The sequence below is a fragment of the Ideonella alba genome (genome assembly GCF_018069875.1).
In the GTDB taxonomy this organism is placed as follows: Bacteria; Pseudomonadota; Gammaproteobacteria; order Burkholderiales; family Burkholderiaceae_C; genus Ideonella; species Ideonella alba.
In genome coordinates this window covers 179,924-194,254 of record NZ_JAGQDF010000008.1, presented here as the reverse complement: position 1 = coordinate 194,254, position 14,331 = coordinate 179,924, and the positions used below count along the sequence as shown (strand labels likewise).

At 70.4% G+C, this 14,331-nt stretch carries 15 protein-coding genes and 1 pseudogene; all 16 read left to right on the top strand.

The window, feature by feature from the left end:
• The first annotated feature begins 13 nt into the window (after window positions 1–13).
• Window positions 14–1,045, top strand: a complete 1,032-nt coding sequence (locus tag KAK07_RS15225) for a TRAP transporter substrate-binding protein (RefSeq protein WP_210856887.1) — start codon at window positions 14–16, stop codon at window positions 1,043–1,045.
• Window positions 1,046–1,054: 9 nt separating this feature from the next.
• Window positions 1,055–1,594 carry a TRAP transporter small permease gene (locus KAK07_RS15220; RefSeq protein WP_210861625.1) on the top strand — a complete coding sequence of 180 codons (540 nt, stop codon included), beginning with the start codon at window positions 1,055–1,057 and terminating at the stop codon, window positions 1,592–1,594.
• Window positions 1,591–2,922 (top strand): TRAP transporter large permease, encoded by a 1,332-nt coding sequence (locus KAK07_RS15215; protein ID WP_210861618.1) that lies wholly within the window; start codon window positions 1,591–1,593, stop codon window positions 2,920–2,922. The genes KAK07_RS15220 and KAK07_RS15215 overlap by 4 nt, the downstream gene beginning before the upstream one ends.
• Window positions 2,923–2,929: 7 nt before the next feature.
• Entirely contained in the window at window positions 2,930–3,412 is a 483-nt protein-coding gene (locus tag KAK07_RS15210; RefSeq protein WP_210861616.1) for a MarR family winged helix-turn-helix transcriptional regulator, read from the top strand.
• A 28-nt stretch (window positions 3,413–3,440) separates the two neighbouring features.
• Window positions 3,441–5,465, top strand: coding sequence for a ribonuclease catalytic domain-containing protein (locus tag KAK07_RS15205; protein WP_210861614.1), 2,025 nt, complete (start codon window positions 3,441–3,443; stop codon window positions 5,463–5,465).
• A gap of 5 nt (window positions 5,466–5,470) precedes the next feature.
• Window positions 5,471–6,352, top strand: coding sequence for an energy transducer TonB (locus tag KAK07_RS15200; RefSeq protein ID WP_210861612.1), 882 nt, complete (start codon window positions 5,471–5,473; stop codon window positions 6,350–6,352).
• Window positions 6,353–6,363: 11 nt separating this feature from the next.
• Window positions 6,364–7,209, top strand: coding sequence for a shikimate dehydrogenase (gene aroE / locus KAK07_RS15195; RefSeq protein WP_210861610.1), 846 nt, complete (start codon window positions 6,364–6,366; stop codon window positions 7,207–7,209).
• Entirely contained in the window at window positions 7,206–7,967 is a 762-nt protein-coding gene (locus KAK07_RS15190; protein WP_210861608.1) for a transglycosylase domain-containing protein, read from the top strand. The genes aroE and KAK07_RS15190 overlap by 4 nt, the downstream gene beginning before the upstream one ends.
• A gap of 19 nt (window positions 7,968–7,986) precedes the next feature.
• Window positions 7,987–8,589, top strand: coding sequence for a hypothetical protein (locus tag KAK07_RS15185; RefSeq protein WP_210861606.1), 603 nt, complete (start codon window positions 7,987–7,989; stop codon window positions 8,587–8,589).
• Window positions 8,586–9,098, top strand: coding sequence for a TlpA family protein disulfide reductase (locus KAK07_RS15180; RefSeq protein WP_210861605.1), 513 nt, complete (start codon window positions 8,586–8,588; stop codon window positions 9,096–9,098). The genes KAK07_RS15185 and KAK07_RS15180 overlap by 4 nt, the downstream gene beginning before the upstream one ends.
• 338 nt (window positions 9,099–9,436) lie before the next feature.
• Window positions 9,437–9,904 (top strand): acetyl-CoA carboxylase biotin carboxyl carrier protein, encoded by a 468-nt coding sequence (gene accB, locus KAK07_RS15175; protein ID WP_210856877.1) that lies wholly within the window; start codon window positions 9,437–9,439, stop codon window positions 9,902–9,904.
• Window positions 9,905–10,028: 124 nt separating this feature from the next.
• A complete protein-coding gene (gene accC / locus KAK07_RS15170) occupies window positions 10,029–11,378 on the top strand; it encodes an acetyl-CoA carboxylase biotin carboxylase subunit (protein ID WP_210856876.1) in 1,350 nt (449 codons plus the stop codon).
• A 16-nt stretch (window positions 11,379–11,394) separates the two neighbouring features.
• On the top strand, window positions 11,395–12,282 hold the full coding sequence (gene prmA / locus KAK07_RS15165) for a 50S ribosomal protein L11 methyltransferase (protein WP_210861732.1): 888 nt from the start codon (window positions 11,395–11,397) through the stop codon (window positions 12,280–12,282).
• Window positions 12,283–12,319: 37 nt separating this feature from the next.
• Window positions 12,320–12,385, top strand: a pseudogene (locus KAK07_RS25925) (zinc-ribbon domain-containing protein); the annotation flags it as partial.
• A 204-nt stretch (window positions 12,386–12,589) separates the two neighbouring features.
• Window positions 12,590–13,399, top strand: coding sequence for a DUF3426 domain-containing protein (locus KAK07_RS15160; RefSeq protein ID WP_247664390.1), 810 nt, complete (start codon window positions 12,590–12,592; stop codon window positions 13,397–13,399).
• Between the two features lie 25 nt (window positions 13,400–13,424).
• Window positions 13,425–14,330, top strand: a complete 906-nt coding sequence (locus KAK07_RS15155; RefSeq protein WP_210856874.1) for a carbohydrate kinase family protein — start codon at window positions 13,425–13,427, stop codon at window positions 14,328–14,330.
• Window position 14,331 lies beyond the last annotated feature (1 nt).

Sequence of the window (14,331 nt, the reverse complement as noted above, 5' to 3'; positions counted from 1 at the left end):
GAAAGGTCTGCCCATGAAGCCCGCCCACCTCCTCGCCGCGCTGCCGCTGGCCCTGGCCGCCGCCACCGCCAGCGCCCAGGTCACGACGATCAAGTTCTCGCACTTCCTGCCCTCCACCGGCAACTTCCAGCGCTTCATCGCCGAGCCCTGGTGCGCCAGCATCGAGAAGGACTCGGGCGGCAAGCTCAAGTGCCAGATCTACCCGTCGCTGCAGCTGGGCGGCACGCCGGCGCAGCTGATCGACCAGGTGAAGAACGGCGTGGCCGACGTCATCTGGACCTCGCCGTCCTTCGCCACCGGCCGCTTCCCGCGCACCGAGGCGCTGGAGCTGCCCTTCACGATGCCGCCGCAGGGCCTGGCGGGCTCGAAGGCGATGTGGGAGTACTACCTGAAGAACGGCCAGGAGGACTTCAAGGACTTCAAGGTGCTGGCCATCTTCAGCGCCTCGAACGTGGTGATCAGCACCGCCAGCAAGCCGGTGCTGACGGTGGACGGCTTCAAGGGCCTGAAGCTGCGCAGCCCCTCGCGCTTCTCGTCGCTGTTCCTGCAGTCGCTGGGCGCCACGCCGGTGAACCTGCCGGTGGCGGCCATCACCGAATCGATCAGCAAGGGCGTGATCGACGGCGCGATGGCGCCCTGGGAGATCCTGCCGACCACCAAGGTCGACGAGGTCACGAAGTACCACATGGAAGGCCTGCAGAACCAGCCCGGCTTCACCCAGACGCCGATGGCCATCCTGATGAACAAGCAGAAGTACGAGTCGCTGCCGGCCGACCTGAAGGCCGCGATCGACAAGAACAGCGGCAAGGTGCTGTCCGAGCTGGCTGGCTCGGTCTGGGACCAGGGCAACGAGGCCGCGCGCAAGAAGATGACCGCCCAGGGCAACAAGATCCTGGTCATCAAGCCCGAGGACTACGCGGCGATGCAAAAGGCCTCGGCCGGCGTCGAGGCCGAGTGGATCCAGCAGGCCGCCGCCAAGGGCCTGCCGGCCAAGCAGCTGGCCGCCGACGCGCGCGCCATCGGCGCCAAGTACCTGCCCAAGTGAGCACCTGAGATGGCTGAACTGGTTCCCGACGACGCCAACGTCGACACCCCGCCCACCGGCGGCGTGCTGGGCCTGCTGAGCACCGTGGTCACCGGCTGGGCCATGGCCGGCGGCATGGTGTTCTGCGCGCTGGTGGTCATGTCCATCGTCTCCATCGTCGGCCGCAAGCTCTTTGCCACGCCGATCCAGGGCGACATGGAGATCCTGATGATGGGCGCGGCGATCGGCTCGGCGGCGTTTCTGCCGGTGTGCGAACTGCATGACCACCACATCAAGGTCGACGCCCTGACCACCTGGATGAGCGAGCGCGCCCGCGCCGCGCTGGATGCGCTGGGCCACGGCCTGCTGCTGGGCGCCGCGGTGCTGCTGACCTGGCGCACCGGCCTGTACGTGGAAGAGGCCAAGGAGAGCATGGAGGTGTCGCCGCTGCTGCTGATCCCGATCTGGTGGTGCGTGCTGCTGATCGTGCCCAGCTTCGTGCTGCTGGCGCTGACGGCGCTGCACCGCACGATGCACTCGCTGAATATCGCGATGGGGGTGAAAGCATGAGCGGCATGGCCATTGGGCTGTGGATCTTTGCGGGGCTGCTGGCCCTGCTGGCGATCCGCGTGCATGTGGGCGTGGGCATGCTGATCGGCGGTGCGGCGGGCTTCCTGGCGATGAACGCCGGCGACCCCAACGCGCTGCTGTTCACGATGAACCACCTGGCCTATGCGCGCTTCTCGAACTACGACCTGGCGGTGATCCCGCTGTTCATGCTGATGGGCCAGTTCGCCACGCATGGCGGGCTGAGCAAGGCGCTGTTCCGCTTCGCCGCGGCCTTCCTGGGCCACTGGCGCGGCGGCCTGGCGATGGCCGCCACCGGTGCCTGCGCCGGCTTCGGGGCGATCTGCGGCTCCTCGCTGGCCACCGCGGCCACGATGGCCCAGGTGGCACTGCCCGAGCTGCGCCGCCACGGCTATTCGGGCCGGCTGTCCACCGGCACGCTGGCCGCCGCCGGCACGCTGGGCATCATGATCCCGCCGTCGGTGCCGCTGGTGATCTATGCGGTGCTGACGCAGGAGTCGATCGGCAAGCTCTTCGTCGCGGCGATGATCCCCGGCCTCATCGCGATGCTGGGCTACATGGTGGTGATCCGCATCCTCGTCACGCTGAACCCCAACGCCGGTCCGGCCGGCGACCAGGCCAGCTGGTCCGAGCGCATGGCCGCGACAGTGGCGGTACTGCCGGTGATGGGCGTGTTCGTGGTGGTGATCGTCGGCATCTACGGCGGCTGGGCCAACCCCACCGAAGCGGCCTCGATCGGCGCCGCCGCCTGCGGCGCGCTGGCCGTCGTCAAGGGCGGCATGCGCTGGGCGGGCATCAAGGCCAGCCTGATCGGCACCGCCCACGCCACCGCGATGATCTTCCTGGTGCTGCTGGGCGCCGACCTGCTGAACTCCGGCCTGGCCATCACCCAGCTGCCCACCGAGCTGGCCGACTGGGTCAAGAACAGCGGCCTGCCGCCGCTGCTGGTGCTGATCGCGATCCTGGTGGTCTATGTGCTGCTGGGCTGCGTGATGGATTCGCTGGCGATGATCCTGCTGACCATCCCGATCTTCTACCCGATGATCATGGGCCTGGACTTCTACGGCATGTCGGCGGGTGACAAGTCGGTGTGGTTCGGCATCCTGGCGCTGATGGTGGTGGAGATCGGCCTGGTGCACCCTCCCGTGGGCATGAACCTGTTCATCATCCAGAAGATGGCCAAGGACGTGCCCTACCTGGAGACCGCCAAGGGGGTGATGCCCTTCCTGGCCTCCGACTTCATCCGCATCGGCTTCCTGGTGGCCTTCCCGGCGCTGTCGCTGTGGCTGGTCCACACGATGGCGGGCTGAGCAGCGCATGAACAGCGGCCGCTTCAACCGGACCGCCGGGAACCTGCCCACGCTGGACCGGTTCCTGACCTACCGGCTGCACATGCTGCACAAGCTCAGCGACCGGGCCAGCCATGAGCTCTACCTGGCCGAGAGCGGGCTGGGCCTGGGCGAGGCGCGCTGCCTGGCCGCGGTGGGGTCGTTCGACGCGCTGTCGGTGAACCGCCTGGCCTTCGAGGCCAACCTGGACAAGGGCCAGGCCAGCCGGGCGGCGCAGTCCCTGGTCGACCAGGGACTGATCAGCAAGAGCCCCAGCGAGAACGACGCCCGCAGCGTCGACCTCAAGCTGACCGAAGCGGGCCGCCAGCGCTGGACCCAGGTCATGGACCTGATCAACCGGCGCAACCACGAGATCTTCGGCTGCCTGAGCCTGGAGGAGCGCCGGCTGCTGGGCGACCTGTTCGACCGCCTGATCGACCACGCCCGGGGCCTGAACCAGCCCGAGGCCTGAGCCCGCCATCGGCGACAATCCGCCGGTGATGTATGCCCTGTTCGATGATGCTGGCAAGTTCCTCGCCGGCCGTGTGATGTCCGAGGCCGACAGCTCGATGCAGATCGAGCTGGATTCGGGCAAGCGCGTCAAGGTGAAGACCGCCAACGTGCTGCTGCGCTTTGACAAGCCGCAGCCGGCCGAGCTGGTCGCGTCCGGCCAGGCGCAGGCCGCCGGCATTGACCTGGACCTGGCCTGGGAGTTCGCCCCCGAGGGCGAGTTCGGCTTTGCCGACCTGGCGCGCGACTATTTCTCGGCCAGCGCCGGCCCGGAGCTGCAGGCGGCCATGCTGTTCAAGCTGTTCGAGGCGCCGCACTACTTCCGCCGCGCCGGCAAGGGCCAATTCAGGAAGGCCCCTGAAGACACGGTCAAGGCCGCCCTGCTGGCAATCGAGCGCAAGGCCCAGCAGGCCGCACAGATCGAGGTCTGGGCCACCGAGCTGGCCGCTGGCGCCTGCCCGCCGCCGATCGCCGAGCAGCTCTACCGGATCCTGTTCCGCCCCGACAAGAACGCGCCCGAGTACAAGGCGGTGGTCGAGGCCGCGCGCCGCAGTCAGCGCGCTCCGCTGGACCTGCTGAAGGAGGCCGGCGCGATCACCAGCCCCTACCAGTTCCACTGGCGCCGCTTCCTGTTCGAGCAGTTCCCCAAGGGCCACGGCTTCCCGCCGCTGGACGCGCCGCAGATCAAGGACGAGCTGCCCCTGGCCGCGGTGCAGGCCTTCTCGATCGACGACTCGCAGACCACCGAGATCGACGACGCGCTGTCGGTCACCGGCCTGGGCAGCGGCAGCGTGGTGTTGGGCATCCACATCGCCGCGCCGGGCCTGGCGATCACACCCGATTCGGCGGTCGACAAGGTGGCCCGTGAACGCCTGTCCACCGTCTACATGCCGGGCTGGAAGATCACCATGCTGCCCGATGCGGTGGTGCAGGCCTACACGCTGGACGAGGGCCGCGACTGCCCCGCGGTGAGCCTGTACGTGACGCTGGACGAGGCCACGCTGGCCGTCACCGCCACCGAGACGCGCCTGGAGCGCGTGCCGATCGCCGCCAACCTGCGCCACGACCAGCTCGACGAGGTCATCACCGAGGCCAGCCTGACCGGCGAGGCCGTGGCCGAGTACCCGTTCGCGCCCGAGCTGGCCTTCTGCTTCCGCCTGGCGCGGCACCTGAAAGCGGCGCGCGAAGTGGTGCGCGGCAAGCCCGAGTTGTTCAACCGCCCCGACTACAGCTTCAAGCTCGACGGTGCGGGCCGTGAGCCGCAGGGCGACGAGACGGTGCGCATCACCGAGCGCCGCCGCGGCGCGCCGCTGGACCTGGTGGTCTCCGAGGCCATGATCCTGGCCAACAGCACCTGGGGCGGCTGGCTGGCCGAGCTGGGCGTGCCCGGCATCTACCGCAGCCAGGCCAGCCTGGCGCCGGGCGTGAAGGTTCGCATGGGCACCAAGCCGGCGCCGCACGCCGGCATGGGCGTGGCGCAGTACACCTGGGCCACCTCGCCGCTGCGCCGCTACACCGACCTGGTCAACCAGTGGCAGATCATTGCCTGCGCGCGACATGGCCGCACTGCGGCACTGGCCGCGCCCTTCAAGCCCAAGGACGCCACGCTGTTCTCGGTGATCTCGGCCTTTGACGGCGCCTACTCGGCCTACAACGGCTTCCAGCAGGCGATCGAGCGCTTCTGGACAATGCGCTGGTTGGCGCAGAACGGTGTGACCGAGCTGGACGCGGCGGTGATGAAGGACGGCCTGGTGCGTGCCGAGACGCTGCCGCTGGTCTTCAAGGCCCTGGGCTGCGAACCGCTGCCGCGCGGCACCCGCGTGCGGGTGCGCGTGACCGGGCTGGACCTGCTGACGCTGGAGGTGCATGCCAGCCTGCTGACCCGCCTGGATGCCACCGCTGGTGCCGACCAGGCTGCGGAAAATGACGACGGCGACGAGGACGAGGCCCCCACCGCCAGCCTGTCGCTGGCGATCGACCTGGCTGACGCCGAACCGCCGCCCGCCACCGCCTGAACACGATGCGGCGGATCGCCCTGCCCGGCTGGACACGGCGCCTGAGTGCGCTGCAGTGGGCGCTGCTGTGTTCGCTGGCCGTGCATGGCGCGCTGCTGGCCGTGCGCTTCGTCGACCCCGAGGGTTTCAACCGCCTGTTCGAGGACACGCCGCTGGAAGTCATCCTGGTCAACGCGCGCTCCGACGAGAAGCCGCAGAAGGCCCAGGCGATCGCCCAGGCCAACCTGGCCGGCGGCGGCGACAACGAGGAGGGCCGCGCCACCACGCCGCTGCCGCCCTCGGCCTTCCAGCAGCCGGGCGACGACCTGGAGGAAGCGCGCCGCCAGGTCAATGCGATGCAGGACATCCAGCAGCAGCTGCTGGCGCAGATCCGCCGCGAGATCGCCCTGCTGCCGCCGCCCGACCCCAGCAAGGCCGCCACCTCGCCCGAGGAGCAGCAGCGTGAGGAGCGCCGGCGCCAGATGCTGCGCATGCTCGCCGAGATCGAGAAGCGCATCAACGAAGAGAATGCGCGACCCAAGAAGCGCTACATCAGCCCGGCCACGCGCGAAGAGGTCTACGCGATCTACTACGACAACCTGCGCCGGCGCATCGAGGACCGTGGCACCCGCGACTTTCCCGAGCTGGCCGGCAAGAAGCTGTACGGCGAGCTGACGATGAACATCACCATCGATGCCACCGGCCGGGTGATCGAGGCCGAGATCGTGCGGCCGGCCAAGTCGGCGGTGCTCAACCGGCGGGCGCTGGCCATCGTCCACGCCGCCGGCCCGTTCGGCGCGTTCAACGAGGCGATGCGCCGCCAGGCGGACCAGATCGTGGTCACCTCGCGCTTTCGCTTCACGCGCAGCGATGGGCTGGAGACCAGCCTCAGCAACAACGCTCCCTGACCTGCTCTTGCATGAGTTCCCCTGACCGTTATGCCGTGGTCGGCCACCCCGTCGAGCACAGCCGCTCACCCGCCATCCACGCCGCCTTTGCGGCGCAGACCGGCCAGGTGCTGACCTACGAGCGCCTGCTGGCGCCGCTGGACGGCTTTGCCGACACCGTGCGCCGCTTCGCCGCCGAGGGCGCGCGCGGCTGCAATGTCACCGTGCCGTTCAAGTTCGAGGCGCTGGCCCTGGCCGCCCGCGCCACGCCGCGGGCCACGCTGGCCGGCGCGGCCAACACGCTGCGCTTCGATGCCGACGGCTGGCTGGCCGACAACACCGACGGCATCGGCCTGATGCGCGACATCGCGCAGGGCGCCGGCCGGCCGCTGGCCGGGCAGCGCGTGCTGCTGGTGGGTGCCGGCGGCGCCGGCGCCGGCGTGCTGGGCCCGCTGCTGGAGGCCCGGCCCGCCCAGGTGGTGCTGGCCAACCGCACGCTGCAGCGGGCCGAGGAACTGGTGAAGCGCCATGCGGCGCTGGCGCGGGCCCAGGGGGTGGCGCTGTCGGCCAGCGGTCTGGAGGCCCCGGGCGACGCTTTCGACCTGGTGATCAACGCCAGCGCCTCCAGCCTGGGCGGTGCGGCCGCACCGGTGCCGGCCGCCACGCTGCGGCCGGGCGCACTGGCGGTGGACCTGATGTATGGCGCCGCCGCCCGTCCCTTCCTGGACTGGGCCAGGGCCCACGGTGCCGAGAACCGCGACGGCCTGGGCATGCTGGTCGAGCAGGCGGCCGAGGCCTTTGCGCTGTGGCGCGGTTGCCGTCCCGAGACCGCGCCGGTGCTGGCCGCGCTGCGCGCCAGCCTGGCGGGCGCGGCATGAAGCGTCTGGTGCTGCGCCTGCTGGCGCTGCTGCTGCTGTCGGCCCTGTCGCTGCAGCTGTTCTTCCTGGCGCGCATCGCGCTGATGGTGGTGGTCGACCCGCAGTCCACCGCCTTCCAGCGCTCGGAAGCCTGGCGGCTGCTGGTCGAGAAGCACGAGCTGGCCTGGAGCCAGGAGTGGTCGGACCGGGTCTCGCCCCACCTGGGCCGGGCGGTGATCGCCAGCGAGGACGCCGGCTTTGCCGAGCACGGCGGCGTGGAATGGGACGCGATCGAGAAGGCCTGGGAGCGCAACCAGAAGTCCGAGGCGCGCGCCGAGAAGCTCAACGAACAGGCCGAGAAACGCGCCGCCAACGGCAAGGTGGCCACGCCAGCGCGCAAGGTCGAGGCCAAGGTGGTGGGCGGCTCCACCATCAGCCAGCAGCTGGCCAAGAACCTCTTCCTGTCGGGCGAGCGCACCGCGCCGCGCAAGGCGCAGGAATTCCTGATCACCTTCATGCTGGAAGCCCTGCTGGGCAAGCAGCGCATCCTGGCGATCTATCTGAACAGCGTGGAGTGGGGCGAAGGGGTGTTCGGCGCCCAGGCAGCCGCACGGCACTATTTCCGTGTCGATGCGGCGCAGCTGGGCCCGGCCCAGGCGGCCCGGCTGGCGGTGATGCTGCCGGCGCCCAAGCGCTTTGAGAAGAACCCCGGCTCGGCCTATGTGGCCGGGCGCTCGGCCACCATCCAAGCCCGCATGGGCGCTGTGGAACTGCCCTGATCAGGCACACTGCCACACCGTGAGCGCATTGACCGACGAGATCGCCCAGGCCGCCGCCCGGCTGGTGGTGGACGAGGGCATGGACTACCCCGGCGCCAAGCGCCGTGCCGCCGCCGACCTGGCGCGCCATGGCGTGGGCCGGGCCGAGCTGCCCAGCAACGAGCTGGTCGAGGACGCGGTGCGCGAACACCTGGCACTGTTCCACGCCGACACCCAGCCGCAGGAGCTGCGCGCGCTGCGCCGCCACGCGCTGACCTGGCTGGAGCGCCTGGCCGAGTTCCGCCCGCACCTGGGCGGCGCGGTCTGGCGCGGCACCGCCACGCGGCTGTCGCCGATCGTCATTGACCTCTACGCCGACGACCCCAAGGCACCCGAGATCAGCCTGCTCAACCGCGGCATCGACTACGACAGCGCCGGCGACGAGGATGCCCAGGTGCTGTCACTGGCCGACCGCTGTCCCGGCCTGGCCCCGCCCGGCCCGAAACCGGACGACTGGATCACGCTGCACCTGGTGGTGCACGACCACGACGCGCTGCGTGGTGCGCTCAAACCCGACAGCCGCGGCCAGTCCTGGCGCGGCGATGCGCGGGCGCTGCGCGCCCGCCTGGAGGATCCGGCATGAACCGCCGCCACGCCTGGCTGGCCGGGGGTGGCCTGGGCCTGGCCGCCGCGGCCGGCGCCGGCTGGTGGTGGCGCCAGCGGCAGGACCCGGCCGATCTGGCGCTGGCCGAGTTCCTGCAAGGCCAGTGGCCAGGGCCGGACGGCCAGCCCCGATCGCTGGCGGCGTTCGCCGGCCAGCCGCTGCTGCTGAACTTCTGGGCCACCTGGTGCCCGCCCTGCGTCCGGGAACTGCCCGAACTGGACCGATTCGCCAAGGAGTGGTCGAATGCGGGTGGACGCGTGCTGGGCGTGGCGGTGGACCGCGACGCCGCGGTGCGTGACTTCCTGGTCCGCACGCCGGTCGAGTTCCCGATGGTGGTGCCGGGCTTTGCCGCGATGCCCTGGCTCAGCCGCCTGGGCAATGGCGGCGGCGCCCTGCCCTTCACCCTGCTGGCCGGCGCCGACGGCCGCATCCGCCAGCGCCGCCTGGGCGCCACCTCGCTGGAGGAACTGCGCGGCTGGGTGGCCTGAGCGGGGCGTCCCGGCCCGGACGCTTGCCAGCCCGGCCGAAAGATGTCAAGGCGACTTGACCTACGCGAAGTTGTCGCGAAAAGGTTTCGATCTTGACGCATTTCGTCGTAAAGTGCGCCCCTGACCTGATGAAGCCAGCCTCGCCTTGAGGTGTGGCGGGGTAGCCGCTCCCCAGCCAGAAGGAACGGCACCCGGTCGTTGGTTCCTGCGGATAGTCGCTAGATACGACACGATGCCGGCAAAACGCCGCACATCCGCAGGAGAGTTCCCTGCCAGTCGTTCGACTGGCGCGGAAGCGCCTGATCCAGGCGCTTCCACTGTCCAGACGAGGAGAAGCCATGGACCTGCGCAAGCTGAAGACCCTGATCGACCTGGTGTCGGAGTCGAACATTTCCGAGCTCGAGATCACTGAGAACGAGGGCAAGGTGCGCATCGTCAAATCGGCTGGCGTGGCCATGACCGCGCCGATGATGGCCATGCAGGCCGCCCCCACGATGATGGCCGCCCCGGCGCCCGCCGCGGCCGCCGCCCCGGCCGCCGAAGCAGCCGCCGCGCCCGCCGCCGAGCCGACGGGTCATGTCGTCAAGTCGCCGATGGTCGGTACCTTCTACGCCTCGTCCACCCCGGGCGGCAAGCCCTTCGTCGACGTCGGCAGCGTGGTCAAGGAGGGCGAGGCCCTGTGCATCATCGAGGCCATGAAGATCATGAACGAGATCGAGGCCGACAAGTCCGGCACGGTCACCAAGGTGCTGGTCGAGAACGGCCAGCCGGTCGAGTTCGGCCAGCCGCTGTACGTCATCGAGTGATCGGCGGCTTGCGATGTTCAAGAAAATCCTGATCGCGAACCGGGAGGACCAGGCCGCAGGCCTGGCGGCGCAGCCACTTTGCCCCGCGGGCGCAGCCCGCCAGGGCGATTGAGCCGAGGCACCCATGTTCAAGAAAATTCTCATTGCCAACCGAGGCGAAATCGCCCTGCGGATCCAGCGAGCCTGTCGCGAGATGGGCATCAAGGCCGTGGTGGTCTATTCCGAGGCCGACCGCGACGCCAAGTACGTGAAGCTGGCCGACGAGGCGGTGTGCATCGGCCCGGCCCAGTCCAGCCACAGCTACCTCAGCATGCCGGCCATCATCTCCACCGCGGAGGTGACCGATGCCGAGGCCATCCACCCCGGCTACGGCTTTCTCAGCGAGAACGCCGACTTCGCCGAGCGGGTGGAGCAGAGCGGCTTCACCTTCATCGGCCCGACGCCCGAGTCGATCCGCATCATGGGCGACAAGGTCTCGGCCAAGCAGGCCATGATCAAGTCGGGCGTGCCCTGCGTGCCGGGCTCCGAAGGCGCGCTGCCGGACGACCCGAAGGAGATCATCCGCCAGGCCCGGGCCATCGGCTACCCGGTGATCATCAAGGCCGCTGGCGGCGGCGGTGGCCGCGGCATGCGCGTGGTCCACACCGAGGCGGCCCTGATCAACGCGGTGCAGATGACCAAGGCCGAGGCCGGTGCGGCCTTCGGCAACCCGGCCGTCTACATGGAGAAGTTCCTCGAGAACCCGCGCCATGTGGAGATCCAGATCCTGGCCGACGAGCACCGCAATGCCGTCTGGCTGGGCGAGCGCGACTGCTCGATGCAGCGGCGCCACCAGAAGATCATCGAGGAAGCGCCGGCGCCGGGCATTCCGCGCCGCGTGATCGAGAAGATCGGCGACCGCTGCGCCGCCGCCTGCAAGAAGATCGGCTACCGCGGTGCCGGCACCTTCGAGTTCCTCTATGAGAACGGTGAGTTCTACTTCATCGAGATGAACACCCGGGTGCAGGTGGAGCATCCGGTGACCGAACTGGTCACCGGCATCGACATCGTGCAGATGCAGATCCGTATCGCCGCCGGCGAGAAGCTGCCCTTCTCGCAGCGCCAGATCGCGATGCGCGGCCATGCGATCGAGTGCCGCGTCAACGCTGAGGACCCCTGGAAGTTCACCCCCTCGCCGGGCCGCATCACCATGTGGCACCCGCCGGGCGGCCCAGGCGTGCGCGTGGACAGCCACGCCTACACCAACTACTTCGTGCCGCCCAACTACGACTCGATGATCGGCAAGATCATCGTCCACGGCGACACCCGCGAGCAGGCGCTGGCGCGCATGCGCACGGCGCTGGCCGAGACCGTGGTCGAGGGCATCCAGACCAACATCCCGCTGCACCGCGAGCTGATGGTGGACAAGGGTTTCTGCAGCGGCGGCACCAGCATCCACTACCTGGAAGGCTGGCTGGAACACCACCGCCGCTGAGGATCCCCCGATGGCCCTGTACGAGCTGGTGCTGACCGCACCGCAGGCGCTGGTCGAGCCGGTGTCCGAGGCGCTGATGGACGAGCTTGACGCGCTGTCGGTCTCGGTCGAGGACGCCGACGCTGACACCGAGGCCGAGCACGCGCTGTTCGGCGAGCCCGGCATGCCGGCGCCGCGGCCGGGCTGGGACCGCTCGGTGATCAAGGCCCTGTTCGCCGATGAGCCCGCCGCCCAGCAGGCGCTGACGCTGCTGCTGGCCCAGGACTGGACGACCGGCCTGCACCCGCAGGGCCTGACCGCCATGGAAGATCAGGACTGGGTGCGGCTGACGCAGTCACAGTTCGCCCCGGTGCCGGTGACCGAGCAGTTCTGGATCGTGCCCACCTGGCACGAGGTGCCCGCCGGCGCCACCCGCGTGATGCGGCTGGACCCGGGCCTGGCCTTCGGCACCGGCACCCACCCGACCACCCGGATGTGCCTGCGCTGGATCGCCCAGCACGCCACGCCCTGGTCGCGCGTGCTGGACTATGGCTGCGGCTCGGGCATCCTGGCGATCGGTGCTGCGCTGCACGGTGCCCAGGCGATCGACGCGGTCGACATCGACCCGGCCGCGGTGGAGTCCACCCGCGCCAATGCCACCGCCAACGGGGTGAGCCTGAACGCCGGCCTGCCTGAGGCCGCCCAGGGCAGCTACCCGCTGGTGCTCGCCAACATCCTGGCCACGCCGCTGAAGCTGCTGGCGCCGCTGCTGTGCGCCCACCTGGCGCCGGGGGCCCATCTGGTGCTGGCCGGCATCCTGGCCCGGCAGGCTGACGAGCTGCGCGCGGCCTACGCGCCCTGGCTGGCACTGGAGGTCAGCGACGAGGACGACGGCTGGATCCTGATGACCGGCCGCCGCGCCTGAGTCCGCCGCTGCGGCGGCTGTGGCATCATCGTCCGACATGAGTCTCGCCACCCGTTGCCCCGCGTGCGGCACGGCCTTCCGCGTGGTGCAGGACCAGTTGCGGGTGTCCGGCGGGTGGGTTCGTTGCGGCATGTGCCAGCAGGTCTTCAACGGCCTGGAGGCCTTGATCGCCGAGCCGCCGGAATCCGCGCCACCGCAGGCGCCCCCCCGGCCGCCTGTGGCTCAGCCGCCCGCCGCAGTGGCAGCCCCGCCTGCGATCGCCCCCGCACCGGCGCCGCAACCGCGCACTGAGCCGGCCCCTGAGCCCATGCGCAGCGTGATCCCCACCGGCGAGGCCTGGGAGGCCGACGCCGGGTGGTCGATGTTCGGCCCCGGCGTGGGGGTCGGTGCCACCGGCACGGCCGCCGGTGACAGCCTGTCGGCGCCCTCGCTGCCCCCGTCGGATTTCGATCCGGTGCTGCGCGGCGTCACGCTGCCGCCCGGTCACAGCGGCATCAGCACCTTTGGCGAGGTCACCGCCGCCACCGCCCAGCGCCAGCCGGTGACCCGGCCACCCAAGGACCTGCGCGTCGACCCACCGCCCTCGGGCCGGCGGCGGCGCCGCAAGCCCGGCTTTGTGCGCCAGGCCGAGCGTGAAGCCCAGTGGCGCACCCCCGCGATGCGGGCGGTGCTGGGCGGCACCGCTGCCCTGCTGGGCGGCGTGCTGCTGCTGCAGGTGGCCCACCATGAACGCGACCGCCTGGCCGCCCACTGGCCCGCCAGCGTGCCCGTGCTGCAGGCCTGGTGCGAGCTGGCGCGCTGCCGGCTCGAACCCATCCGCGCGATCGACCAACTGGCAATCGACAGCAGCACCCTGCAGCGCACTGCCGCGCCCGACGTGCTGCGCTTCGAGGCCGAACTGCGCAACCAGGCCGCCCACCCGGTGCGCGCGCCGGATCTGGAGCTCAGCTTCACCGACAATCAGGGCCGCCTGCTGGCGCGGCGCGTGCTGCCGGCCGCATCGCTGGACGCACCGGCCGCCGGCATCGCGGCCGACGCGCACTGGTCGGTGCGCACCGAACTGCGCGTGCGCGACCTGCCCGTGACCGGCTTCAGCGCCGAATTGTTCTACCCCTGACACGGGCCTGAGAGCCCGCACCGCCATGGCCAGTCTCGTCTGCGGCTCTCTTGCCTTCGACACCATCACCACCTTCGGCGGCCGCTTCGCCGAACAGATCCTGCCCGAGCAGGTGCACATCCTGAACGTGTCCTTCCTGGTGCCCACGCTGCGCCGCGAATGGGGCGGCTGCGCCGGCAACATCGCCTACACCCTCAAGGCCCTGGGCGGCGAGCCGGTGGTGATGGCCGCCCTGGGCAACGACGGCGCCGACTACCTGGCGCGCTTCCAGCAGCTGGGCATCGACACCTCCTGCGTGCTGCAGGTGGAAGACACCTACACCGCGCAGGCGATCATCATCACCGACGCCGACAACAACCAGATCACCGCCTTCCATCCCGGCGCGATGCAGCAGGCGCACCAGATCGAGCTGCCGGCGCGCAGCGACCTGCGCCTGGCCATCATCGGCCCCGACGGCCGCGAGGCGATGATCAAGCGCGCGCGCGACCTGGCCGCGGCCGGCATTCCCTTCGTCTTCGACCCGGGCCAGGGCCTGCCGATGTTTGACGGCGCCGAGCTGCGCGCCTTCATCGCCCAGGCGAGCTGGGTGGCGGTCAACGACTACGAAGGGCGCATGCTGTGCGACCGCACCGGCCAGAGCCTGGCCGAGCTGTCGCGCTCGCACCTGAAGGGCGTGGTCGTGACGCTGGGTCACGAGGGCTGCGATGTGTGGGTGGGTGGCGAATGCACCCGCGTGAGCGGCGTGCCGGCCAGCGCGGTGGTCGACCCCACCGGCTGCGGCGACGCTTTCCGCGGCGGCCTGCTCTACGGCCTGGAGGCCGGCTGGGACCTGGTGCGCTGCGTCACGCTGGGCAACAAGCTGGGGGCGCTGAAGATCGCCCAGCGCGGCGGCCAGAACCACCAGATCGACCGCGCCGCACTGGGCCTGTGAG

What these genes read in the sequence shown, in the direction of transcription:
- KAK07_RS15225 (WP_210856887.1), top strand. Translation starts at nt 14, where the DNA reads ATGAAGCCCGCCCACCTCCTCGCCGCGCTGCCGCTGGCCCTGGCCGCC.
- KAK07_RS15220 (WP_210861625.1), top strand. Translation starts at nt 1,055, where the DNA reads ATGGCTGAACTGGTTCCCGACGACGCCAACGTCGACACCCCGCCCACC.
- KAK07_RS15215 (WP_210861618.1), top strand. Translation starts at nt 1,591, where the DNA reads ATGAGCGGCATGGCCATTGGGCTGTGGATCTTTGCGGGGCTGCTGGCC.
- KAK07_RS15210 (WP_210861616.1), top strand. Translation starts at nt 2,930, where the DNA reads ATGAACAGCGGCCGCTTCAACCGGACCGCCGGGAACCTGCCCACGCTG.
- KAK07_RS15205 (WP_210861614.1), top strand. Translation starts at nt 3,441, where the DNA reads ATGTATGCCCTGTTCGATGATGCTGGCAAGTTCCTCGCCGGCCGTGTG.
- KAK07_RS15200 (WP_210861612.1), top strand. Translation starts at nt 5,471, where the DNA reads ATGCGGCGGATCGCCCTGCCCGGCTGGACACGGCGCCTGAGTGCGCTG.
- aroE (WP_210861610.1), top strand. Translation starts at nt 6,364, where the DNA reads ATGAGTTCCCCTGACCGTTATGCCGTGGTCGGCCACCCCGTCGAGCAC.
- KAK07_RS15190 (WP_210861608.1), top strand. Translation starts at nt 7,206, where the DNA reads ATGAAGCGTCTGGTGCTGCGCCTGCTGGCGCTGCTGCTGCTGTCGGCC.
- KAK07_RS15180 (WP_210861605.1), top strand. Translation starts at nt 8,586, where the DNA reads ATGAACCGCCGCCACGCCTGGCTGGCCGGGGGTGGCCTGGGCCTGGCC.
- accB (WP_210856877.1), top strand. Translation starts at nt 9,437, where the DNA reads ATGGACCTGCGCAAGCTGAAGACCCTGATCGACCTGGTGTCGGAGTCG.
- accC (WP_210856876.1), top strand. Translation starts at nt 10,029, where the DNA reads ATGTTCAAGAAAATTCTCATTGCCAACCGAGGCGAAATCGCCCTGCGG.
- KAK07_RS15160 (WP_247664390.1), top strand. Translation starts at nt 12,590, where the DNA reads ATGCGCAGCGTGATCCCCACCGGCGAGGCCTGGGAGGCCGACGCCGGG.
- KAK07_RS15155 (WP_210856874.1), top strand. Translation starts at nt 13,425, where the DNA reads ATGGCCAGTCTCGTCTGCGGCTCTCTTGCCTTCGACACCATCACCACC.